General features: G+C 57.6%; 23 protein-coding genes and 1 tRNA gene. 18 read left to right on the top strand and 6 right to left on the bottom strand.

The window, feature by feature from the left end; all coding sequences use genetic code 11:
* The first annotated feature begins 8 nt into the window (after window positions 1-8).
* From AC07OJ_RS04205 to AC07OJ_RS04190, 4 genes are read left to right on the top strand one after another with little or no spacing between them, the layout of a single operon-like run.
* Complete coding sequence (locus AC07OJ_RS04205) at window positions 9-3080, top strand: phage tail tape measure protein (protein ID WP_495094021.1); 3072 nt, start codon at window positions 9-11, stop codon at window positions 3078-3080.
* Window positions 3080-3418, top strand: a complete 339-nt coding sequence (locus tag AC07OJ_RS04200) for a phage tail protein (RefSeq protein ID WP_495094020.1) — start codon at window positions 3080-3082, stop codon at window positions 3416-3418. The genes AC07OJ_RS04205 and AC07OJ_RS04200 overlap by 1 nt, the downstream gene beginning before the upstream one ends.
* An 11-nt stretch (window positions 3419-3429) precedes the next feature.
* A complete protein-coding gene (locus tag AC07OJ_RS04195; protein WP_495094019.1) occupies window positions 3430-4182 on the top strand; it encodes a phage minor tail protein L in 753 nt (250 codons plus the stop codon).
* 2 nt (window positions 4183-4184) lie between these two features.
* The gene (locus AC07OJ_RS04190) at window positions 4185-4952 is read left to right on the top strand and encodes a C40 family peptidase (RefSeq protein ID WP_495094018.1); all 768 of its coding nucleotides are present in this window, start codon (window positions 4185-4187) and stop codon (window positions 4950-4952) included.
* Window positions 4953-5094: 142 nt separating this feature from the next.
* Here AC07OJ_RS04190 and AC07OJ_RS04185 read toward each other — a convergent pair whose 3' ends face one another.
* Both AC07OJ_RS04185 and AC07OJ_RS04180 read right to left on the bottom strand, forming a co-directional pair.
* On the bottom strand, window positions 5095-5682 hold the full coding sequence (locus tag AC07OJ_RS04185; protein ID WP_495094017.1) for a hypothetical protein: 588 nt from the start codon (window positions 5680-5682) through the stop codon (window positions 5095-5097).
* A gap of 88 nt (window positions 5683-5770) precedes the next feature.
* Window positions 5771-6031, bottom strand: coding sequence for a hypothetical protein (locus tag AC07OJ_RS04180; protein ID WP_495094016.1), 261 nt, complete (start codon window positions 6029-6031; stop codon window positions 5771-5773).
* 190 nt (window positions 6032-6221) lie between these two features.
* On the opposite strand from AC07OJ_RS04180, the gene AC07OJ_RS04175 reads away from it, so the two are divergent.
* The 7 genes from AC07OJ_RS04175 to AC07OJ_RS04145 all read left to right on the top strand — a co-directional run bounded on the left by AC07OJ_RS04175 (window position 6222) and on the right by AC07OJ_RS04145 (window position 13783).
* A complete protein-coding gene (locus AC07OJ_RS04175) occupies window positions 6222-6602 on the top strand; it encodes a DUF4236 domain-containing protein (protein WP_495094015.1) in 381 nt (126 codons plus the stop codon).
* 27 nt (window positions 6603-6629) lie between these two features.
* A complete protein-coding gene (locus AC07OJ_RS04170; RefSeq protein WP_495094014.1) occupies window positions 6630-6977 on the top strand; it encodes a hypothetical protein in 348 nt (115 codons plus the stop codon).
* A gap of 53 nt (window positions 6978-7030) precedes the next feature.
* The gene (locus tag AC07OJ_RS04165; RefSeq protein ID WP_495094267.1) at window positions 7031-7612 is read left to right on the top strand and encodes a tail assembly protein; all 582 of its coding nucleotides are present in this window, start codon (window positions 7031-7033) and stop codon (window positions 7610-7612) included.
* Between the two features lie 59 nt (window positions 7613-7671).
* Window positions 7672-11241, top strand: a complete 3570-nt coding sequence (locus AC07OJ_RS04160; protein WP_495094013.1) for a TipJ family phage tail tip protein — start codon at window positions 7672-7674, stop codon at window positions 11239-11241.
* Between the two features lie 341 nt (window positions 11242-11582).
* The gene (locus AC07OJ_RS04155; protein ID WP_315412916.1) at window positions 11583-12212 is read left to right on the top strand and encodes a hypothetical protein; all 630 of its coding nucleotides are present in this window, start codon (window positions 11583-11585) and stop codon (window positions 12210-12212) included.
* 9 nt (window positions 12213-12221) lie between these two features.
* Window positions 12222-13403, top strand: coding sequence for a hypothetical protein (locus AC07OJ_RS04150; RefSeq protein ID WP_495094012.1), 1182 nt, complete (start codon window positions 12222-12224; stop codon window positions 13401-13403).
* Window positions 13404-13408: 5 nt separating this feature from the next.
* A complete protein-coding gene (locus tag AC07OJ_RS04145; protein ID WP_495094011.1) occupies window positions 13409-13783 on the top strand; it encodes a hypothetical protein in 375 nt (124 codons plus the stop codon).
* 32 nt (window positions 13784-13815) lie between these two features.
* Here AC07OJ_RS04145 and AC07OJ_RS04140 read toward each other — a convergent pair whose 3' ends face one another.
* Window positions 13816-14142, bottom strand: a complete 327-nt coding sequence (locus AC07OJ_RS04140; protein WP_495094010.1) for a hypothetical protein — start codon at window positions 14140-14142, stop codon at window positions 13816-13818.
* Window positions 14143-14293: 151 nt separating this feature from the next.
* Between AC07OJ_RS04140 and AC07OJ_RS04135 the strand changes: the two genes are divergently transcribed.
* Window positions 14294-14827, top strand: coding sequence for a glycoside hydrolase family 19 protein (locus AC07OJ_RS04135; RefSeq protein WP_495094009.1), 534 nt, complete (start codon window positions 14294-14296; stop codon window positions 14825-14827).
* Window positions 14824-15336, top strand: coding sequence for a lysis system i-spanin subunit Rz (locus AC07OJ_RS04130; RefSeq protein ID WP_495094008.1), 513 nt, complete (start codon window positions 14824-14826; stop codon window positions 15334-15336). Before AC07OJ_RS04135 ends, AC07OJ_RS04130 begins: the two co-directional genes overlap by 4 nt.
* A 286-nt stretch (window positions 15337-15622) precedes the next feature.
* Here AC07OJ_RS04130 and AC07OJ_RS04125 read toward each other — a convergent pair whose 3' ends face one another.
* Window positions 15623-16315: an SOS response-associated peptidase gene (locus AC07OJ_RS04125; protein ID WP_495094007.1), complete on the bottom strand. Its 693-nt coding sequence runs from the start codon at window positions 16313-16315 to the stop codon at window positions 15623-15625.
* Between the two features lie 84 nt (window positions 16316-16399).
* On the opposite strand from AC07OJ_RS04125, the gene AC07OJ_RS04120 reads away from it, so the two are divergent.
* The 3 genes from AC07OJ_RS04120 (at window position 16400) to umuC (ending at window position 18398) form a co-directional block, all read left to right on the top strand.
* Window positions 16400-16609: a hypothetical protein gene (locus AC07OJ_RS04120; protein ID WP_495094006.1), complete on the top strand. Its 210-nt coding sequence runs from the start codon at window positions 16400-16402 to the stop codon at window positions 16607-16609.
* 96 nt (window positions 16610-16705) lie between these two features.
* The gene (locus AC07OJ_RS04115; RefSeq protein ID WP_065905481.1) at window positions 16706-17131 is read left to right on the top strand and encodes a LexA family protein; all 426 of its coding nucleotides are present in this window, start codon (window positions 16706-16708) and stop codon (window positions 17129-17131) included.
* Window positions 17124-18398: a translesion error-prone DNA polymerase V subunit UmuC gene (gene umuC, locus AC07OJ_RS04110; RefSeq protein ID WP_495094005.1), complete on the top strand. Its 1275-nt coding sequence runs from the start codon at window positions 17124-17126 to the stop codon at window positions 18396-18398. Before AC07OJ_RS04115 ends, umuC begins: the two co-directional genes overlap by 8 nt.
* Window positions 18399-18423: 25 nt before the next feature.
* Here umuC and AC07OJ_RS04105 read toward each other — a convergent pair whose 3' ends face one another.
* Entirely contained in the window at window positions 18424-18633 is a 210-nt protein-coding gene (locus AC07OJ_RS04105) for a hypothetical protein (protein ID WP_315412901.1), read from the bottom strand.
* A gap of 226 nt (window positions 18634-18859) precedes the next feature.
* On the opposite strand from AC07OJ_RS04105, the gene AC07OJ_RS04100 reads away from it, so the two are divergent.
* Entirely contained in the window at window positions 18860-19114 is a 255-nt protein-coding gene (locus AC07OJ_RS04100) for a DUF1652 domain-containing protein (protein WP_065905478.1), read from the top strand.
* 149 nt (window positions 19115-19263) lie between these two features.
* Here the strand turns inward: AC07OJ_RS04100 and AC07OJ_RS04095 are convergent.
* A tRNA-Leu gene (locus tag AC07OJ_RS04095) sits at window positions 19264-19350 on the bottom strand.
* A 340-nt stretch (window positions 19351-19690) separates the two neighbouring features.
* Here AC07OJ_RS04095 and AC07OJ_RS04090 point away from each other — a divergent pair.
* Window positions 19691-19882, top strand: coding sequence for a DUF2188 domain-containing protein (locus tag AC07OJ_RS04090; protein WP_065905477.1), 192 nt, complete (start codon window positions 19691-19693; stop codon window positions 19880-19882).
* Window positions 19883-19906 lie beyond the last annotated feature (24 nt).

Raw genomic sequence — 19906 nt, 5'->3', positions numbered from 1 at the left:
GTGAGTCGATGAACATTGCAGAACTCGGCGTCAAGATCGACTCGGCCGATGCAATCCAGGCAAAAACGAGTCTGGATGAAATGGCGAAGGCCGGCGGCCGAGCCGAGCAGTCCGCCGTTTCGCTCATGAACGAAATGCAGGCCCTGGAAAAGTCGCTGTCTACCAGCGCCAAAACCACACAGGACCTGGCAAAGCAGCGTGATGCCCTGGCGAAGCTGACCAAGACCGGCGCCTATGGTGAGGCCGAGGCCGCGAAGATCTCGGCGCAGCTCGACAAGCAGCAGGTAGCCCTGGCCAAGTCCGCCATGGACGAGCAAAAGGCCCTGAATAGCCTTCTGGGTGCCATCGACCCGGCCCGTGCTGCACTGGCGAAGCTAGATACGCAGGTCGAGCAACTGGGCAAACACCTGGACGCCGGCCGCATCAGCCAGGATCAGTACAACACTGCCCTGGGTAAGATCGACAAGGACTACGCCAAACTCGAAAAGACCACCACCGGTTTCGACAAACTTCGCCTCGGCACCCGCCAGGCGCAGGAAAACGTAGTGCAGTTGGGCAATGCTCTCTCCTCGGGCGACTGGGGTAGCGGTGTGCGTGCGGTTGCTCAACTGGGTGCCGGCGCTGGAGCAGGCGCCGCCGGGTTGCTCGCAATCCTGGGGCCGATGGCGCTTGCAACGGCTGCTGTTGGCGGCCTCGCATATGCCTACTACAAGGGCAGCGAGGAGCAGGACAACTACAACAAATCGCTGATCTTGACCGGAAATTACGCAGGTACAAGCGCTGGCCAGCTCGCCGATGTAGCGCGTCAGGTCAGTGCAACCGTGGGCACCACTGGCGCGGCTGCCTCGGCTCTGGCCCAATTGGCTGGATCAGGCAAGATCGCGAGCGGCAGCTTCCAGGAGATCACCGAAGCAGCGCTGGAGATGGAGAAGGCGACCGGAAAGTCAGTCGATTCAACCATCGCCGAGTTTGTGAAGATCGCAGACGACCCGGTAGCTGCCGCCAAGTCGCTGAACGACCAATACCACTTCCTGACAGCTTCGGTTTACTCTCAGATCGTTGCGCTGAAGGAGCAGGGCGACACGATCGGCGCTACCAAGCTGCTGACCGACACCTACGCAGACACGATCAAAGACCGATCTAGCCAGATCATCCAGAACCTAAGTCTGTGGGAGCGGGCGTGGAAAGGTGTCGGCGACGAGACCAAAAAGACTCTGGACGCGCTGAGTGATATCGGCCGTGCAGAGAGCGCTCAAAAGCAGATCACTGATCTGACTCAGAAGCTCGCTTATCTGAAATCGACGGTGGGCACTGGTTTCGAGGACGGCGACGCCAAGCAGCGCATCGCGGACATTGAGCAGGAGCTGACATTCCGCAAGCAGCAACTGGATACCGAACGGGCGATTGGATCTGCTCATCAGCTTGAGGGTGAGACTCAGAAGGCAGGTCTTGAGGCGGCAATTCGCCTGAAAGCTCAGAACGACGCAAATCTCACGCCTCTAGAGAAGCGCAACAAGCTGCAGAAGGAGTACCTGCGCGACGTTGAGGCGCTGCGGAAAGCCAACCCGAACGACGAGAACGTCACCCCTGCGGCTGTCGCCAAAGGCCTGGCCAACATCGCCGAGAAGAACAAGGACCCGAAAGCAGCTGGCACGCAAGTCGACTTGACCGGCTTCAACAACGCCAAGAACGACCTGGCGGCGATCACCGACACCTACAAGAACTACCAGAAGGAACTGGAAGCGGCGCAGAAGGCTGGCCTGCTGTCTGAGGAAGATTATCTTCTCAGGCGCCAGGCGCTGATCGGCAACCAACTCGACCAAACGACGGCAGCCTACCAGGCCGAGATTGCCGCGCTGGAAGCCGCCAAGGGCAAGAAGACAACGTCGGCCGCGCAAAGCATCCAGCTGGACCAGAAGATCGCTGACGCACGCGCAGCGATGGTCAAGGCGCAGAAGGATGCCGACAGCCAGCTTGAGGTGTTGGCGACCAATGAGACTGGGCGACTCGCCAAGCAGGAGCGGGCGATCAGCACATATGTGCAGGCGCTCGGGCAACAACAGCGAGCCCTGGAGCTTGCCGGCCAACGTGCGGTTATTGGCGTAGGGCAGGGCGATCGCCAGAACGCGCTCAGCGGCGAACTGAACGGCCAGCAAGACCGGTTTGCTCAGCAGTCGCTGGAACTCGCCAACCAAAAGTCCGACCCGTCGCGCAACATGTCGGAAGAGGAGTTCAAGCGGAAGTCGCAGGCGCTCGCTGACGCGAACAAGGCGGCTACCGACCAGATCCGGCAAAACTATGCGGACGTTGAGGCCGCTCAGGGCGACTGGACCAATGGTGCTACGTCGGCTTGGGCGAATTATCTGGATTCGGCGAGGAACATTGCTGGTCAGACCAAGACGCTGTTCGGTAACGCCTTCAGTTCCATGGAGGATGCCGTCGTCAACTTCGCCATGACTGGGAAGCTGTCGTTTGCTGACTTCGCGAAATCAATCCTGGCCGACATGGCGCGCATTGCCACCCGGCAGGCAAGTTCTGCTCTGCTCAGCAGTCTGTTTGGTGCTGGGCTCAGCTACTTCAGTGGCGGCGGTGGTGGAAATGGGCTGGCTGCAGGTTCAGCAGGGGCGAATTCGTCGAACCTCGGTGCATCTGCAGACGGTTATTCCAGCGCGTATTTCCCGCAAGCGAAGGGCGGCGCTTGGTCGGGCGGTGTGCAGCTGTTTGCCGATGGCGGCGCCTTCACGAACTCCATCGTCAGCAAGCCCACAGCGTTCGGCATGGCCAATGGCAATACCGGCGTCATGGGCGAGGCTGGGGAGGAGGCAATTATGCCCCTGACCCGGACTTCGAGCGGCAAGCTTGGGGTTATGGCCATGGGCGGCGGTGGGGCTGGCGGAACGCAGATCAATGTCGAGGTGCACATCGATGGCGATGGCAATGCATCGTCCACCGCCGACGCATCTGGCTACGACCTCTTCGGCAAGGAACTGGCGACGTTCGTAGAGCAGAAATATCAGGAACTGCGCTCTAAGGATATGCGCCAGGGCGGCGTCATCAACAATGCAATCAAGGGGCGATGATGGCTATCGAGCGATTCATCTGGGCAACGGAGAAGGGCGCGGAGGGTGATATCACCCAGCGCGTCCGGGCCAAAAAGTTTGGCGATGGTTATGAGCAGACGGTCGAGGACGGACTGAATAATCAGTCGGAATCCTGGCCGGTGACGTTTACCGGTATGGCCGCGCGAATCCTGGAGATCAGGAAGTTCCTCGACAAGCACAAAGGGGCAAAGGCGTTTCTCTGGACGCCACCTCTCGGCGCGCTTGGGCTCTACAAGTGCAACGGCTACAAGCCAGTTCACCGTGGCGGCCAGGTATACGCCATCACCGCAACCTTCGAACAAACCTTTCACCCTTGAGATAATCGCCCATGGCACTGATCACGGACATCCAGAAGCTGGAGCCCGGCGGCGAGATTCGCCTGTTTGAAATTGACGGGACTGAGTACGGCGCCGATTACCTGCGCTTCCACGGTCACGCTATCCCACACACGCCCGAGGAATTGCTGGCCTACGAGGGCTCCGAAGATGATCTACCCGCCAAGTCGATTATCTGGCAGGGCCAGGAGTACGCGGCCTGGCCGGTGCAGATTGAGGGTTTCTCCTCGAGCAGCGACGGCACCGCCTCTCGGCCGACTTTCGCCGCCGGCAACGTCAACGGGCGCGTCACGGCGCTGTGCCTGGCCTTCGAGGACATGCTCAAGTTCAAACTGACGGTTCGCGAGACCCTGGCCCAGTACCTGGACGCCGCGAACTTCCCTGACGGTAACCCAGCTGCTGACCCGACTCAGGAGGCGCTGGAGATCTGGTACATCGACCAGAAAACCAGCGAGGACGGCGAAGCGGTGGTGTGGGAGCTGTCTTCCCCGGGAGAGATCGACAACCACGGATTGCCCGGCCGCCAGATGACAACGTTCTGCCACTGGGCCATGACCAATGGTTACCGGGGGCCGGACTGCGGCTACATCGGCGCGGCCATGTTCGACGACGAGGACAACCCCACGGATGACCCAGCACTGGACCAGTGCAAGGGGTGCCTGTCGTCCTGCAAGCTGCGCTTCGGCGAGAACAACGAATTGTCCTTCGGTGGATTCCCCGCCGTTTCCCTCATCGCCCGGAGCTGACTATGCGTAAACACATCATTGCGGCCATCCAGGCGCATGCGACGGCCCAGTATCCGAAAGAATGTTGCGGCCTGCTGCTGGCCATCGGGCGCAAGCAGAAGTACTTCCCGTGCACGAACATTTCCACGGAGCCAAACGAAGAGTTCCGGCTTGACCCCGAGGACTACGCCGCGGCGGAAGACTTGGGCGAAGTGATCGGCATCGTTCACTCGCACCCGGACGCCACCAGCAGGCCGTCACCCCATGACTTGGCCATGTGCGAGGCCACGGCCTTGCCCTGGCACATTTTGTCGTGGCCCGAGGGCGACATGCGCACGATCACGCCAACGGGCGGCACGCCGCTGCTCAAGCGCCCGTTTGTGCACGGGGCATGGGATTGCTGGCAAGTCTGCGCCGACTGGTATCAGCGGGAGTGGGGGATTGAGTTCGAAGCCTTCCAGCGCACCGACGGCTGGTGGGAGAGTGCGGAGAACGCCAGCCTGTACGAGCAGCACTATGAGGCGGCCGGCTTTGTTCGCGTCGACCGACCGCAGCGCGGTGACATGATCGTTATGCAGGTAGGGCGCACGGCTCACCCGAATCACGCCGGAATCTACCTGGGCACTGATCCGGCGTTACCTGGTGAAGAGTCAGGCGCGTTCGGCCCGGGGCCATTCCTGCTGCACCACCTGTACGGCAGGCCGTCCGAGATCATCGTCTACGGCGGGCCCTGGCATGACCGGACACGCCTGATCCTCAGGCACAAAGACGCAAAGTACCGAACATTATGAGAACGGAGGCTGGCGATGGACGATGTTCGTTTGAGCAACTGTGAGTCAAGTCTCTGTGCTGAAGATATTCCCGTATCAGCAGCGATGGTCGAAGCTGGCCTGGCCGTGCTTGAGGAGATAGATGACTGGCCAATTTCCAGATCTAGGGTCGAAAGAGCTTTTCAGGAGATGTACCTGTGCGGATTTCTAGAATCTGAGCGCGCGTCCTGACACCTCTGAGGATTTCGCCATTTATTGAAATCGCCTGCAGAATTCTCATGAGCTTCAGGCACTGATCTCTTAGCTCACTGATTTTGAGTGTTGCATTGGATTTGTTGGCGCCCTTTGGCTTAATCAGATCGGTTAACGAAGCTGTTTGACCCTCATTTAGCCCCCATTGCCAATGCACTATTTTATGTCGGAGGTTGCTGACATTATCGAAAGCCTTCAGCGTGAAAAGCAGGTCGTCTGCTGCTTGTCGGTCCTGGGGTTTTGAGTCAGAAATTCGCCCCTGAACGTATCTGATCATCCCTGCCATTGAGACATTGGCTTCAACTGATAGCTTTTGAGCCTCTGCCACAGGCATCTTGAGGTAAAAGGCAAAAAGCTCCGAAATTTGCCACTCGACTGCGGAGTAATTGACGATGAACTGTCCCATCGCATGCAGGTGCTCATCCGAAGGCCCAACGTCGTACTGGCGTTTCCAGTCGATGGTAAAAGATTCTCTGGGCTTGAAATCGCTGTCGCTCACGTAGATCTCCCTATCTTTTTTATCCGCGCCGAAATTGGCGCAACCCCAGTCCTTGGGCTTGCAGGCGAAGGACTGGGGAATCCTTTATTTAGTGGGTGTAGGTCTTCCAAGGGATTTGGGAAGGGTGGAGCTTTGCAAGAAATTTGGCGATGTCGGGACGGCCGTGGTAACGAAATGTTCCACGTGGGTCTTGAGATGCGAGCACTACAGGAACATTTGGGAAGAATGGTTGAAAACCTTCGCGCGCCCGATCAGCGGCGCTCGTTGAGCCGGTTATATGGTGTTTGACTAATACAACGGCAAAAATTTGACCCTGTTCGCTTATCAATGCGCCCTGAAAACTACTCATCTGCTCTTCCCTAGAATGTTGAGTTTCCTCTGAACTCGCAGAGGCTGGGCACAACGCTACTACGCATTTGCTCAGCCCCGCCACTGTCATTCCATCCACGCTGGATGCCTGGACAGGTTCCGACAGGGCGTTATTCTTGGTAGTGGCATTTTTGGTGCTAGAGTTGCTTTTTTCTCAAAGGAACTGAGTCATGGCCCTCAGAATCAGGAAGAGCATAAAAATCGCCCCGGGCGTAAAGATCAACCTCAGTAAGAGCGGTATCAGCACGTCTCTGGGCGTGAAGGGCGCAACCGTAAATCTCAGCAAGCGCGGCACCCGGGTCACTACTGGAATTCCTGGTACCGGTATTTCGAGCTCGACGCTTTACAAGCCAAAAACCAAGGAACTCGAACCCTCACAGCCGCGTGAGTATTCGACTGCGGAATGGATGTTGGCCTGGATCATCGGAGAAATCCTGGCCATTGTCGGCTGGGCCAAGTTTGATGGTGGCGGGCGCATATTGTGCGCGATGCTTGCGATAGCGATACCGGTTGGAATGTTTCTTTACTACCGCTCGAAGCGTAGCCTCTAAGGCTTTGGACAAACAGCAGAGAACGACATGCGGATTTTGATAGCGGCGGTAGCGGTGGCGATGCTGGGTGGGTGCACAACGCCTTCGGATTTGCTGAAAGGGGAGCCAGCGCTTTCGGCCAACACGAAGAAAAGCCCAAAAGCATTTGCCTTGTGCGTATACCCAACCTGGCAAGACTACCGAACCAGCTCGATCATGAGCGAGACCGCAGATGGGTATCGACTTATCGCCGGCAGTGACGTGAACAGTCAGACGGATGATGTACTTGATATCAAGCGGACTTCCTCTGGTAGCGTTGTGAAGCTCTATCAGCGCATGGCATGGCAACAACTGGGTCGACGAGATTTGAGGGAATCATTCAATAACTGCTTGTGATGAAATTTTATATAGACCGCCTACGGGCGGTTTTTTTATGCGCGGAGAAAATTATGGCGGCAACAGCAATCCACTACGTACCTATGACCAACGTATTGCTTTATGGGCAGTTGCGACAGTTTGGACGTTCCTTTCGCTTGTCTGTTCGCACGCCTGCCGAGGCAATTAAGGCCCTGTGCGTGCAGATTCCTGGATTTGAACGGTTCATATCTAATGCAAAATCTCGAGGGATCGAGTTTGCCGTATTTCGCGGCACTATCCCGCTAGGCGAAAAGGAAATGGGATTCTCGGGGTCTGGTGATATCAGAATTGCGCCGATTATTACCGGCAGCAAGCGAGCGGGTCTTATTCAGACCATCATCGGTGCGGTACTGATTGCCGTGTCGTTCATCCCTGGGTTTCAAGTACTTGCCGCGCCCGGGATTGCGCTTGCGGCGGGTGGCGTAATCCAGATGTTGAGCCCTCAGGCTACGGGCCTGAAGACCAGCGCAGCGCCCGAGAACACCCCCGGCTACGCCTTCGGCAGCGCCAAGAACACTACGGCATCCGGTAACCCGGTACCGCTTTGCATCGGCGAGCGCCGGTGGGGCGGCGCGATTATCAGCGCTGAGATCTACGCAGAAGATCGCATGTAACTATCACTTGCAGCACCGCAGCCGCCCATGAGGCGGCTTTTTATTGCCTGGAGAAAAGCATGGGCGCAGCACACAAAATCGACGTTTATGGCGCCAAGGGCGGATCGGATAAGCCCAAAACACCTACTGAAGCGCCGGATAGCCTGCGCTCTGTCGCCATGGCAAAGATGCTGATCGCCGTGGGCGAGGGAGAGTTCGAAGGCACACCTACCGCGCGCGATATCTTCCTCGACAACACTCCGCTTCAAGACCCCCAAGGCAACATGAACTTCCCGAACGTTAAATGGGAGTGGCGCACCGGGGCGGTAGACCAAACCTATATCCAAGGCATCCCCTCGATCGCAAACGAAACAACGATCGGTACGGAGTTGCGCAGTGGCACGCCCTGGGTTCGAGCCATCACCAACACTCAACTTTCTGCTGTGCGCGTGCGCTTTGCCTGGCCGGCACTTCAATCGGTCGACTCGGGCGGGAGCATCAACGGGTACACGATTGGCTACAAGGTCGAGTTGGCAACTGACGGCGGTGCCTACCAGGAAGTGCTGAATGAGGCCGTGTCCGGAAAGACTACAAGCGTCTACGAGCGCACGCGCCGCATCGATTTGCCGAGGGCGAGTTCAGGTTGGCTGCTGCGGATCACTCGACTGACTGCGAACCAGAACAACAACAAAATCTCCGACACCATGCAGATTGCCGGCTTCACCGAGGTGATCGACGCGAAGATTCGATACCCGAACACCGCGCTGCTCTTCATTGAGTTCTCGGCGGAACAGTTCCGCAGCATCCCGGCCGTGACCGTGGGCTGCAAGGCTCGAAAATGGTCGGTACCGAGCAACTATGACCCTTCGACCCGGACTTATACGGGTATATGGGATGGCACCTTCAAAGAGGCGTATACCAACAACCCGACATGGGCAACGCTCGGTATCACCACGAACGACCGTTTCGGCCTTGGCCGTCGTATCAAGCCGTGGATGGTGGACAAATGGGAGCTGTACCGCATCTCGCAGTACTGCGACCAACTGGTGCCGGACGGGAAGGGTGGCCAGGAACCGCGCTTCATTTGCAACCTGAACCTGCAGAGCAAGGCCGACGCCTGGTCACTGCTGCGCGACATCTCTGCGATTTACCGGGCCATGACCTACTGGGCCCAGGGCCAGGTATTCACCCTGGCGGATATGCCGCGCGCTACCGACTTCGACTTTGCCTACACCCGGGCGAATGTCATCGATGGCAAGTTCACCTACTCGAGCGCATCGGAGCGCACCCGCTACACGCGGGCGCTGATCAGCTACGACAACCCGGGGAACAACTTCGACACCGACGTCACAGCTGTGACCGATGCCAAGTTGCAGCGGCGCTACGGCGACAACCCGCTGGAGATAAGCGCTATTGGCTGCACCCGCGAATCCGAGGCCCAGCGCCGGGGCAAGTGGGCGCTGCTCACGAACTCCAAGGATCGGGCGGTTACCTTCAAGGTCGGCCTCGACGGGCGCATCCCGCTGCCTGGATACGTGATCCCCATCGCAGACGAACTGCTGGCCGGCCGGCCGGTGGGCGGGCGTATCTCGGCGGTGAACGGCAAGGTCATCACCCTGGACCGCGATACCCAGGCCAAGCCCGGCGACCGGCTTATCCTCAACCTGCCCGACGGCAAGTGCGAGGGTCGCACCGTGCAATTGGTCAGTGGGCGCCAGGTCACCGTGACCGTTGCCTACTCCGTGCCGCCCGAGCGCGAACTGGTGTGGGCGCTGGACGCTGACGACCTGGCCATCCCGCTTTATCGCGTTGTGAGCGTGGCGCGGCCGGAGCCTGGGGTGTTCGAAATCTCTGCTGTGCAGTACGACCCGAGCAAGTTCGATCACATCGACACCGGCGCCCGGCTGGAAGAGCGGCCAATCAGTGTTGTGCCCATCACTGTCGTACCGGCACCGGCAAGCGTCGACATCACGTCGAACTACTCCGTGGATCAGGGCTTGGCAATCAGCACCATGAACATCTCATGGCCGGCTGTGGCGGGCGCTGTCGCGTATGACGTGGAGTGGCGCAAGGATAGCGGCAACTGGATCAAGCTGCAGCGCACAGGCGCGACAAGCGTGGACGTCACCGGCATTTACTCGGGCGCCTACCTGGCCCGGGTTCGATCGGTGAGCGCCTTCGAGATCTCTTCGATCTGGAAGAGCTCCAATCTGACCAGCCTGGAAGGGAAGGCTGGCCTGCCGCCGGCGGCGGCGTTTCTGACCACCACCAGCGAACTGTTCGGTATCGGCATTCGTTGGGGTTTCCCTGCTGGCGCCGAGGATACCCAGCGCACCGAGATGTGGTACGGCCAAGCCAATGACCTGTCCGTGGCATCAAAACTTGCAGACCTGGCCTACCCCCAGGCGGATTACAGCATGCAGGCCCTAAAGGCTGGCGCGCAGTTCTTCTTCTGGGCGCGCCTGGTGGACCGGACCGGGAATATCGGGCCGTTCTATCCCGTCGGCAACGGTGTAATGGGAATGGCCAGCGCCGATGCGGCGCCGGTGCTGGACCTGATCGCCGGCCAGGTCGGGCGCACGGAGCTCGGCCAGGACATCAACGACGAGATCGACAAAATCCCAGGCTTGCAGGCGCAGATCGATGCGCTTGATGGGCTGTCGGCCTACGACCCCGAGTCTGTCTACCTCGAAGGCGACCTGGTGGTGGTTGGCAAGCGGATCTACCAGGCCACGCAGTTAGTGCCGGTAGAGACTTCGCCGCCGAACGTCGCGTACTGGGTGGACGTGGGCCAGGTGCTTGTCACTGCCAACGGACTGGCGCGCCAGGTTGAGATCAACACCACCAGCATCACCGAGCTGGATGGAGTGGTCACGGCGGCTGCGTCGAGCCTTCAGGCTTTGCAGGCGGCATATCGGGATGACACCGGGGAGGGCGACCTTGCAGATGCGCTTCAGGGCTACAAAGCTTCGGCGAGCTTTGCGCAAGAAGTGAAGACGCGTGCCTCTCAGAATGCGGCCATGGTGCAGCGGCAGACCGAGCTCACTGCTGAGGTGGGCGACGTCAGTGGCTCGGTGAGCGAACTCGAAAGCGTGGTGGTTACGGATCGCGAGGCGACTTCTCAGGCAATTCAGCAGGTCAGGGCAGAAATCGGAGAGACTTCGGCGGCCGTGCAGGTCGTGAGCGAGGCCCAGGCCGATACCGACGGCAAGTTCAAAACGATGTACTCCGTGAAGATGCAGGTGAATGCCGACGGCCAATTGGTTGCTGCCGGCTTTGGCTTGGGTATCGAGCAGGATGAAGAAGGTGTGCTTCAAAGCCAGTTCCTCGTGAGTGCCGATCGTTTCGCCATTGTCAGCACGTTGGCCGGAGGCCAGGCGTTCACGCCGTTCACGGTGCAGGATGGGCAAGTCTTCATGCGCTCGGCCTTCATCCAGGACGGCAGCATCACCATGCTGAAGATCGGACAGGCGCTGCAGTCCGACGATTACGTTGCGGGGGTAAAAGGCTGGCGTCTTGATAAGGCGGGCAACCTGGAGTTCAACGGACCCGCACCTGGTGGTGGGCGCCTGACGATGACCAATCGCGCGATCAAGGTCTATGACGAAAACAACGTTAAGCGCGTACAGCTCGGAGATCTGACGGCATGAGCTTCGGGATGAGAATTTGGGGGCCGACAGGGAAGTTGGAACTGGATGAGAACTCATTCACTGTGAGGATTGTTTATTCTGCAGTAGTTGCATTCATTACAGGAGGTGAGAGGTACATCAATATTTCCATCCCTGGCGTGTCGCCAGCAACACACTCCGCAGTCTGTATCCCGATTGGCGCTTACCCTCAAGACCCAAATGCCCAAAATAACTACGCAGTTCAGTACGAGCCAGCGGTTTACTCTGGCGGGGTGACAGTTTGGTTCGGCAATCGTACCGGGGCAGTTAATGCAATTAATGGACTTGGTCCTCAGCGGTTGTTAGTTATGAAGGATAGGTAGATGACATTCGGCTTGACGTTTACCAACAATAACGACGTGGTAACGCTCGACTCTGAGTTCTCCAGACTTGTGATTGTACAGTCTGGCAGATACTCGGGCGGCGCCGTGTTCTCCCCCGCCATTACTACGGCCGAGCCTCCTTTGGTATTTGTCCGTCCTGACGGTAGCACTACCTTCCAGTACACCACCATCAGTGGCGGCCCGGGAAATTGGACTGGGTTTTCATTCTCGTCTGCTGGTGCTGGTAATTACTTTTGTGCTGCCTTCAAATCGCGTGAGCTTGCAAAATATGGTCTTCGGCTATGGGATGGCGCCTCCAATTTACTATTCGATAGCGGAACCCCTTGTGCGCAGTTCACCCGGACAATCACCAGTTGGACATATACGGGTTCGAGTCAGACGGGGCAGGGTACGACCAGATCTAATTGGACAGCATATTCTCCACTAGATACCGGAGATTACATGCTTGTAAACAATGTGGGCATGGATGTAGGTGGTAATTCGACGAGAGCAGCAAAGCTATATGTTGTGTGGAATTACGGCACTAATAGACTTGAGCCTTACATTATTGGTGTAAATAACTCCGTTAATTTCTTCATTCCTATCGTATTTGCCAAGCCTATTTCTTAGGGGATTTATATGACCTGGTACAAAACAGGCACAGTTGCTGTGACACCTGGCAGCAATGCCGTGCTCGGCACTGGCACATCCTTCATCGCGAACGCTCGCGTCGGTGATGCGTTCCGCGGGCCTGACGGTGAGTGGTACGAAGTCATCAATATCGCCAGTAATACGGCGCTCTCGGTCGCGCCAGATTATCAGGGCGCAGCCGTGACTGCGGGTGCTTACTCGCTGGCGCCTATGCAGGGGTACGTCAAAGATTCGGCTGATGCCTTGCGGGCTGCCACTCAGGTGATTGCGAGTGGTGTTGCTGACATGCAGGAGCAGGTTGCGGCCGCAACCGAGGCGGCACAGTCAGCAGGGCAGTCGAAGGCTGTGGCCACTGATCAGGCGGACATCGCAACCACTGCCGCTGAGGCTTCGAGTGACAACAAGAACGCCGCGCAGCTGGCCGCTCAGCAAAGCCAGAGCTCAGCCCAGACGTCCGGGGAGGCTGCCGAACGGTCTGAAACAGCTCGTGATTCTATTATCCAGTCGGAGCAAGCGGCGGCAGCTTCAGCTGCTGCGGCTAAAGACTCCGCAGACCGCGCTGAAGAGGTTACCGAAGGCAAGGCAGCGAGCGGTGACAACAACGACATCACTTCGCTGCGCGCTCTGACTGCTGATGGATTCGACAAGTTGAGGCAAGGCCTCGCGGCAATGGTGGGCGCAACGCCAACTGCTGCGGGTGTCAAAGGTTTGGTGCCTGTGGCCTCAATCGCTGATCGACTGAAAGTATTGAGTGGTGCGGGAACATGGGTGCCATTGCCAACGGGCGGCATCTGGGGGGCGATTACCGGAACGCTCTCGGATCAGGCGGACCTCAAGACGGCCTTGGATTCAAAGATGACCGGGTCTCCACAGCAACTATCTACGGCATGGGTTAACTTTGACGGGACAACTGGTGCGATCAAAGGAAGCTACAATGTCGCAAGTGTGACTCGCAGTGCTGTCGGAACTTATCGCATAAATTTCATTACTCCTATGACGAACGTTAACTACGTGCCGGTATGCTTATCTAATGCATTGATTGCTACAGATCAGGGGAATCAGGCGTATCCTGTGGCTCTAAATCTTGCCTATGTTGACGTAGTAAACAGGGTTAGCGGAGCTTTTATTGATCGTCCTTTCTACGGCGTTTCAATTACTGGAGGAAGATGATGAGGATGTTATTTAACAATGAAGGATTTGTGGTCAATCTAGCTGAGGAGATTGATATTGACGAATACGCACTACTTATAGGCGGAACAATTGTGCAAATGGTTTCCGATCGCCCTAGTGATAGGCATCAGGCGCTAATGACCGGCGAATGGGAAGTGCCGAAGGATGTCATTTACGCCGAGAACATTCTCACAGAAAACCAGTGGCGCGACTCGCAAATGCCACTGGCCCAGCAAAACGTCACTGCCATCGAGTACGGGGAGGAAGGCATTCCCGGCACTGCCCAGCAGTGGCAGAAGTATTGGCTGGCCCTACGAAAGTGGACGGCTGATAACCCTGATTTTCCCAAAAAAGAGAGTCGACCGATTAAACCACAGTGAGTAGATATCCATGCTAGATGGCTATTTCGTGCTTAGTAGGTTTCCATCTTCGCGGTGAGCAGAAAATCACTAAGTTCCTGATATTTTTCGGTCTTAACGATGGCCTCATTAAAGCTGGTTTTCAGATTAGGCAGGGGATGCGCTCTGACTAGCACTATCGCTTCGGATGATGTGATAAAATCTTTTATATCTGTCACATTTATTTTTCCGATATCCGGGAATAAGTGCTCGGCATACTTGGCTATTTCCAAACTGTTAGGGGTCCACATTCTGTTTGTTTTATAGCGGTTTACAGCTCTATAAAGGCAGCTAAGCAAGTCGGCTTGATTTGAACTTAGGTAAACATTTTCATCGGTCATATTTCGTCCCTAAAATTTCCGGTTTATATCTGCGCAGTTTTTTAGCGCGCTACCAAGTGATATCTGAATTTCCGTAGACGCATTATTTGTCGCCGGCTGAAAAACTCTTAAACATCCAACCCTATTATAAGCTTATTATCTGGAGACAAGCATGCCCATCATCCAGCAGCAGTTGCTGCAGATTCTACCGAACGCCGGCCGCCAAGCCGGCGTTTTTGTTCCTGTCCTGAATGCTGCCATGGGCAAGTATGGGATCGTTACCAAGCTGCGTATCGCGGCATTTATCGCCCAGGTCGGGCATGAGTCAGGCCAGTTGCGCTACGTGCGCGAGATCTGGGGGCCGACGGCGCAGCAGGCCGGCTACGAAGGCCGCGTCGACCTCGGCAATAACGTGCCGGGTGATGGCTTCAAGTACCGTGGCCGGGGCCTGATCCAGATAACGGGCCGTGCGAACAATGCGGCTTGCGGCGAGGCGCTGGGCCTGGACCTGATCAATCAACCCACACTGTTGGAACAGCCGCAGTACGCTGCGATGTCGGCGGCCTGGTTCTGGTCTACGAAAGGCCTGAACACGCTGGCGGATCAAGGCGAGTTCGTGAAGATCACCCGGCGCATCAATGGCGGCCTGAATGGGTTGGCCGACCGCCAAGCGCTGTACGAGAAGGCGCTGAAGGTGCTGGCATGACGCCCGGGCAGACCCTGGCCGCGATTCTGCTGGCGATGGCGATCAGCGCCGCGGGCACCTGGCAGGTGCAGGACTGGCGCCTCGGGAAGTTACTGGCAGAGCAGGGTGCCCAGTTTGAGGCCGACCTGACCTCAATCGGCAATGCCGCGGCGGCTGGGGCTCGCGCCGAGCAGGACAAGCGCCTGGCCACAGAGCAGAAGCTCGCCGCCCAGGACCAACAACACACCAGGGAATTATCCGATGCCCAACGCAGCCAGGCTCTTTTGCGCGATCGCCTTGCCACTGCTGATGTGCGCCTGTCAGTCCTCCTTGCCGAGGATCCAGCCAGTAGTTGCAACGTGCCTTCCGCCCCCGGCGCCGTCGGCGTGGTTCATGCAGCCCGTCGAGCCCAACTTGACCCAGCGCATGCTCAACGAATTATCGCCATCACCGACGATGGGGATAACGCCGTAATTGCGCTGCGGGCGTGCCAGGCGTATGTGAGGGAAGTGAGTGCACGCCCGAAATGAGAGCCACCCACGAAGGGTGGGTGGCTGCTAGAGTTTACTTGGCTTTGGGTGCGGCATTTCCTCGGCCGCCGCCGGAAGGTTTGCCCGTGGTACTTGGAAGGTTTGGAACCGCGGGCGCTTTGGAGCCTCCGCCGCCTTCGCCTTTACCAGTCGAACCGGAATTGCTCTTGCCGCCTCCAGACTTGGACATGACTTTCTCCTTGTTACGACTCAATTTGATTGCAAGGAAAACCTTAGACCACCAATAGAAAGGCGCCTCCAGTTCCATTCGGGAGAATGTTGCCTGTTATTTCAATGCCGGTTCGATCGGCTGGATTAGCTCTGGCCCCTTATTCCTCACATTGCCCACGGCCGTGTCGACTTTGAACCACTCGAAGGCCTCGGCCGGTTCGCCCTGGTGCAGCACCATCTGCTCGGCGCGCTCCTTGGGCGTGGCCGGGTCCAACCATTCCCGGGCCAAGTCCGGCGTCAGCACCACCGGGCGCCGGTCGTGGATGTCCACCATGCCGCCGGCGCTGTCGGCGGTGATGATCACGAAGCCATCATGCTCGCCTGGGCCTTCATCGCTGTCGGGCAGTTGTCCAATGGCGGCGCACAGCACGGGCTCGCCATCCCGCCGGCGGATCAGGTAGGGCTGTTTCTTCGGTCCGCCTTCATCAACCCACTCAAACCAGTTATCGATCGGTGTGATTGCCCTGTGTGGCCAGATCGCCCTGAAGAACGGGCCGTGGGCCACCTTCTCGACGCGGGCATTGATGGGGGCGGCGCGGTCTTTGGCCCAGTGCGGCCGCCATCCCCAGCGCACCAGGTCGGCGTGCAGCAGGTCGCCCTGCAGGTGGAGTAGGGCGACTTGGGTTGTCGGGGCAACGTTGTAGCGCTCGAGTGGCAATTCACCGACGGAGTTCGCCAGGGCATTGGGCATGCTCAAAGCCGCAACAAAGTCGTGGATGCCGCTGTACTGGGAAAGTCTTCCGCACATAGTCGTCTCCGCTCGTCGGCCTCAATGAACAGCCGCGGGCCAGGCCAATCTCTACACTGTAGACACTGGCCCCGGGTATTCGTCATGGCAATCAACATCGATCAGATCAACGCAATGGAGGCGTGGTTTTCCCTGCGAAACGATCCGGACTTCATCTCAGCCACACCGGAAGAGCGTTACGAGAGGCGCCTGTCTCTGGCTGACGATATGAAAGAGCGCGGCATAATCGACAGCAACGAGTGGCGGGAACTCACAGAAGAGGCTGTCGCCGCGTACGCAGATGAATTGGGCTGACGCGTCCGCTTGTCAGATATCTCTTACGCCAAATTGACCGCAAGCCATCTGCGTTATTAACTGTACATTCGTACAGTATTTGCATAAGGCAGCACCATGAGCTTCAACATCCTGGGTCCAATTGCGGGCGGCGGTGCAAAACTGCCTCTCTGCTCTTTTCATGTGCCGGCGGGTTTCCCGTCCCCGGCGGCCGATCACATCGAGCAGCACATTTCCCTAGATGAAGTACTGAATATCAGGGCTCCTCATGTGTACCTGGTGATGATTACCGGTGAAAGCATGCAGGGTGCGGGAATTTTCGAAGGCGACCTGGCAGTGGTGGATCGCTCAATTGAGCCTGCGCACGGGCACATAGTTGTGGCCCTCCTGAATAACGACCCCATGTGCAAGCGGCTCTGCAAACGCGGCAAGGAGGTGATACTGCTTTCCGAAAACCCGAAGTACCCGGCGCGATACGTGCTGGAAGGCGACGAGCTATCGATCTGGGGCGTGATCACCAGTACTGTGCGCAGCCATGTCTAATCCGCCAGTATTCGCTCTGATCGACTGCAACAGCTTCTACGCAAGTTGCGAGCGTGTATTCAGGCCTGACCTCGCCAAAACGCCGATTGTCGTGCTGAGCAACAACGACGGCTGCGTGATTGCCCGAAGCTACGACGCCAAGCCCTTTATCAAGATGGGCGAGCCGTATTTCCAGATTAAACAGAAGCTCAAACAGCACGGAATCGTCCCGTTCTCGTCGAACTACGCGCTTTACGGCGACATGAGCGAGAGAGTGATGACGCTGATAGAGAGCATGGTGCCCGCAGTCGAGATCTACAGCATCGACGAAGCCTTTGCTGACCTCACCGGTATTGGAGGGCTTGACGCGCTCGGCCGGCAGATCCGCGCGCAGGTGCTGCGGTGCACCGGCATCCCCGTCGGCGTCGGCATCGCCAATACAAAGACGCTGGCAAAGCTTGCGAACCACACCGCCAAGCGCTTGCAGGCCCAAACCGGTGGCGTGGTGAACATCACTGATCCAATCAAACGGGACTGGGTGCTGCGCAATACAGATGTGTCCGAGGTCTGGGGTGTTGGCCGAAAAATGAAGCTCCACCTGGACACGATGGGCATCAAGACAGCGATGGACCTGGCCAAGGCCGACCCCTGGACGCTCCGCAAGAAATTCAGTGTTGTGATCGAGAAGACGGCACGGGAACTCGCAGGCACCTCCTGCCTCGAGTTGGATGAGCCCGACCCACCGAAGCAAGAGATCTGCTGCAGTCGCATGTTTGGTAAGCGGCTGACCGACCTGGCTCCTATCAAGGAGGCCGTGGCCACTTACATGATGCGGGCCTCAGAAAAGCTCCGCGCGCAAAACTCGCTCTGCAAGAAAGTCCGGGTCTGCATCCGCACCGGCATGTTCAATCCGGATGAGGCGAAATACGCCAACGGGGTAGTGGTGGATATGCCGTACCCGACCGACGACGTGCGGCTGCTGACCAAAGCCGCCGTCGATGCCCTCGACCACATCTACCGCCCTGGATTCAAATACAGCAAGGCCGAGGTGATGTTGCTCAACCTGTGCCAGCCAGGCGAATACACGGACGATCTATTCGCGGTGTCCCAGCCGGCCGAGGCCACCCGAGTAATGACCGTGCTGGACCAGATCAATGAAAGATGGGGTAGGGGAACACTGAGGTCGGCCAGTGTGCCGACGAACCCTGAGTGGGGGATGCGCCGGGAAATGATGAGCCAGAGCTACACGACGAAGCTCAATCAGCTGTGGTCGGTTGCTTGCAAGTAGTGAAGCGCTCAGCGCCAGATCAACTTCACTCGGGCGACATAAGAACCGCCAGAGTCAGCTTGATGAACTCCTCGTTCTCATCGATGGTGTGCAGAGCGCCGCGGATGTTCTCCGCCACATCGGCTGAGCCACGCTGCTCGACCCAGTTCGATAACTCCATGATCGAGGCTTCGAGGGCCAGCTGGTTTTCGTACAGCCTGGAGAGCAAGGAAGGGAGCAGGTCTGAGTTTGGCATCGGCGATCCTCTGTTGGAGTGAACAGCGTAGCAGCAGGTATACAGAGTGGTTTCCCATCAAGCGGCAGGGGCAAACGACGGCGGCTGTCGGAACAGCTACGAGGCGTGAACCACGTCTCAAAAATCAAACTAACATGTACTAACTTGAACGTTTTTACATTTAGGTTCCCTAAGCCACATCGCCGCGCCGAAAGGCCTCTATCCATTGGTTTTAAAGGGTCACGTGATGATCTCTACCTTAGAGTTACGCCATATAATTGAGACGGCGTTCCTTCCCACCAGGTGCGTGTGCTCCATCAGGTTTGACTCACTCAACATTCAGCTGATCGACCCTATGACTCAGCAGGAATTGTTGACGGTCGCCGGGGTTGATCCAAAAACTCTAGGATCAAGCCGCGCAATCGCCAGGCTCATCGCGGAGATAAAAGAGGAGGTAAGACTTCGAGGGGATGCTGCGCTTGAGGAAGTTGGCCAAGCCTGAAAAGGAAGTCCGTTTGTATTCAGGGTTTTTGGGTTAGGTGCTCGGTCGGCAGAACGCCGGAGAGGGGAATTGCGGAACACATCCCAAAATTGCGGAACACAAAAGATAAGGGCCTGCATGAAGTTCATCATGCAAGCCCTTGATATCTTTGGTGCCCGAACCCGGAATCGAACCGGGACGCCCTTACGAGCGGGGGATTTTAAGTCCCATGCGTCTACCAGTTTCGCCATTCGGGCGGCAGCGCGTTGTAGCAGGGTAGGGAATATATAGATCCGCACGCTTGGGCGCAAGGTCGAAGGGTAGCTTTATTGCTGAAGGCTTGAGTGAAAAAGCTCGGCAGATCAGTGATCTACAGGGCGTATTGAGACTAATCGGACGATTCCGCTGGCGACAGAACAAGAGCCATAAATGACAGCTTTGACTACTTGCGATACTCGCCGGCCAGACAGTGAATCAGCGGCTGTTTGGTGTTCATGAATGCAGCCATTTCGCTACGACACATGGTCGACCTCTGAGCCCGTTGCGGGTGTAAGGTGGGGCTGCAACGCCAGAAAATCTCAGGAAAGCGAGGTGACTATGAGCGCTCCAATGCTGACGAAGCTGCATCTGAATGGCTACGACATCGTGCAGGTCAACCATGGACCGTGGCGGGTATGTACGCCCCAGGACCGGTTGGCGACCTTCAATTCCCGTGAACAGGCATTTGCGTATGCCGCTACCTTGCCAGGGTACAAGGCACGCAACCGGCCGGTGTCCAATGATGATTGAGTGCAACAAAAAAGCCCCGGCCTG

This window comes from Pseudomonas sp. GW821-FHT09C08 (assembly GCF_059418125.1).
The sequence above is the reverse complement of the archived record's forward strand: the minus strand, read 5'-3'. Positions and strand labels throughout refer to the sequence as shown.

What these genes read in the sequence shown, in the direction of transcription:
- AC07OJ_RS04105 (WP_315412901.1), bottom strand. Translation starts at nt 18,633, where the DNA reads ATGCCAAACTCAGACCTGCTCCCTTCCTTGCTCTCCAGGCTGTACGAA.
- AC07OJ_RS04205 (WP_495094021.1), top strand. Translation starts at nt 9, where the DNA reads ATGAACATTGCAGAACTCGGCGTCAAGATCGACTCGGCCGATGCAATC.
- AC07OJ_RS04170 (WP_495094014.1), top strand. Translation starts at nt 6,630, where the DNA reads ATGCGGATTTTGATAGCGGCGGTAGCGGTGGCGATGCTGGGTGGGTGC.
- AC07OJ_RS04135 (WP_495094009.1), top strand. Translation starts at nt 14,294, where the DNA reads ATGCCCATCATCCAGCAGCAGTTGCTGCAGATTCTACCGAACGCCGGC.
- AC07OJ_RS04120 (WP_495094006.1), top strand. Translation starts at nt 16,400, where the DNA reads ATGGCAATCAACATCGATCAGATCAACGCAATGGAGGCGTGGTTTTCC.
- AC07OJ_RS04090 (WP_065905477.1), top strand. Translation starts at nt 19,691, where the DNA reads ATGAGCGCTCCAATGCTGACGAAGCTGCATCTGAATGGCTACGACATC.
- AC07OJ_RS04195 (WP_495094019.1), top strand. Translation starts at nt 3,430, where the DNA reads ATGGCACTGATCACGGACATCCAGAAGCTGGAGCCCGGCGGCGAGATT.
- AC07OJ_RS04100 (WP_065905478.1), top strand. Translation starts at nt 18,860, where the DNA reads ATGATCTCTACCTTAGAGTTACGCCATATAATTGAGACGGCGTTCCTT.
- AC07OJ_RS04200 (WP_495094020.1), top strand. Translation starts at nt 3,080, where the DNA reads ATGGCTATCGAGCGATTCATCTGGGCAACGGAGAAGGGCGCGGAGGGT.
- AC07OJ_RS04175 (WP_495094015.1), top strand. Translation starts at nt 6,222, where the DNA reads ATGGCCCTCAGAATCAGGAAGAGCATAAAAATCGCCCCGGGCGTAAAG.
- AC07OJ_RS04160 (WP_495094013.1), top strand. Translation starts at nt 7,672, where the DNA reads ATGGGCGCAGCACACAAAATCGACGTTTATGGCGCCAAGGGCGGATCG.
- AC07OJ_RS04150 (WP_495094012.1), top strand. Translation starts at nt 12,222, where the DNA reads ATGACCTGGTACAAAACAGGCACAGTTGCTGTGACACCTGGCAGCAAT.
- AC07OJ_RS04190 (WP_495094018.1), top strand. Translation starts at nt 4,185, where the DNA reads ATGCGTAAACACATCATTGCGGCCATCCAGGCGCATGCGACGGCCCAG.
- AC07OJ_RS04165 (WP_495094267.1), top strand. Translation starts at nt 7,031, where the DNA reads ATGGCGGCAACAGCAATCCACTACGTACCTATGACCAACGTATTGCTT.
- AC07OJ_RS04115 (WP_065905481.1), top strand. Translation starts at nt 16,706, where the DNA reads ATGAGCTTCAACATCCTGGGTCCAATTGCGGGCGGCGGTGCAAAACTG.
- AC07OJ_RS04130 (WP_495094008.1), top strand. Translation starts at nt 14,824, where the DNA reads ATGACGCCCGGGCAGACCCTGGCCGCGATTCTGCTGGCGATGGCGATC.
- umuC (WP_495094005.1), top strand. Translation starts at nt 17,124, where the DNA reads ATGTCTAATCCGCCAGTATTCGCTCTGATCGACTGCAACAGCTTCTAC.
- AC07OJ_RS04125 (WP_495094007.1), bottom strand. Translation starts at nt 16,315, where the DNA reads ATGTGCGGAAGACTTTCCCAGTACAGCGGCATCCACGACTTTGTTGCG.
- AC07OJ_RS04140 (WP_495094010.1), bottom strand. Translation starts at nt 14,142, where the DNA reads ATGACCGATGAAAATGTTTACCTAAGTTCAAATCAAGCCGACTTGCTT.
- AC07OJ_RS04145 (WP_495094011.1), top strand. Translation starts at nt 13,409, where the DNA reads ATGTTATTTAACAATGAAGGATTTGTGGTCAATCTAGCTGAGGAGATT.
- AC07OJ_RS04155 (WP_315412916.1), top strand. Translation starts at nt 11,583, where the DNA reads ATGACATTCGGCTTGACGTTTACCAACAATAACGACGTGGTAACGCTC.
- AC07OJ_RS04180 (WP_495094016.1), bottom strand. Translation starts at nt 6,031, where the DNA reads ATGAGTAGTTTTCAGGGCGCATTGATAAGCGAACAGGGTCAAATTTTT.